This window comes from Mitsuaria sp. TWR114 (assembly GCF_007997345.1).
In genome coordinates, this window is record NZ_VOSR01001136.1 from 1 (window position 1) to 622 (window position 622).

Sequence of the window (622 nt, forward strand, 5' to 3'; positions counted from 1 at the left end):
CCGGCCCCGGCGGCGCGATCCGCCCCACGCCCTCTCCCGACGGCAAGTACCTCGCCTTCATCCGCCGCCTGCGCGACGCCTCGGGCAGCCGCACCACGCTGTTCCTCAAGGACCTGAAGACCGGCCGCGAGTTCCCCGCCTGGACCGGCATGGAGCGCGACCTGCAGGAGTCCTGGTCCGTGCACGGCGTCTACCCCGGCATCGCCTGGACACCCAATGCCCGCCAGCTCGTCGCCTGGGCGCAGGGCAAGCTCTGGCGCATCGATCCGTTCAAGGGCTCGGCCGCCGAGATCCCCTTCCACGTGAAGGACGAACGCCAGTTCACGCCCGCGGTGCGCTTCTCGCATGAGGTCGCGCCGGCCAGCTTCGAATCGAAGATGCTGCGCTGGGTGAAGGTCTCGCCCGACGGCAGGCGGGTGGTGTTCTCGTCCGCGGGCTACCTCTACACGAGCGAGCTGCGGACGGCCAGCCGGTCGGCGAAGCCAGGCGCCTGACCTCGCAGACCGAGCGCTTCGAATACTTCCCGGCCTTCTCGCGCGATGGCCGCCAGCTGGTCTACCTCGGCTGGAGCGACGCCGAGCAGGGCCGCGTGCGCGTGCTCGACCTGGCCAGCGGCCGCGAC

1 protein-coding gene is annotated in these 622 nt (G+C 71.2%); it reads left to right on the forward strand.

What is annotated here, in order from left to right; translation table 11 throughout:
* Nucleotides 1-494: PD40 domain-containing protein (locus tag FUT87_RS28160; RefSeq protein ID WP_186830825.1), on the forward strand; the 494-nt coding region annotated here is incomplete at its 5' end.
* Nucleotides 495-622 lie beyond the last annotated feature (128 nt).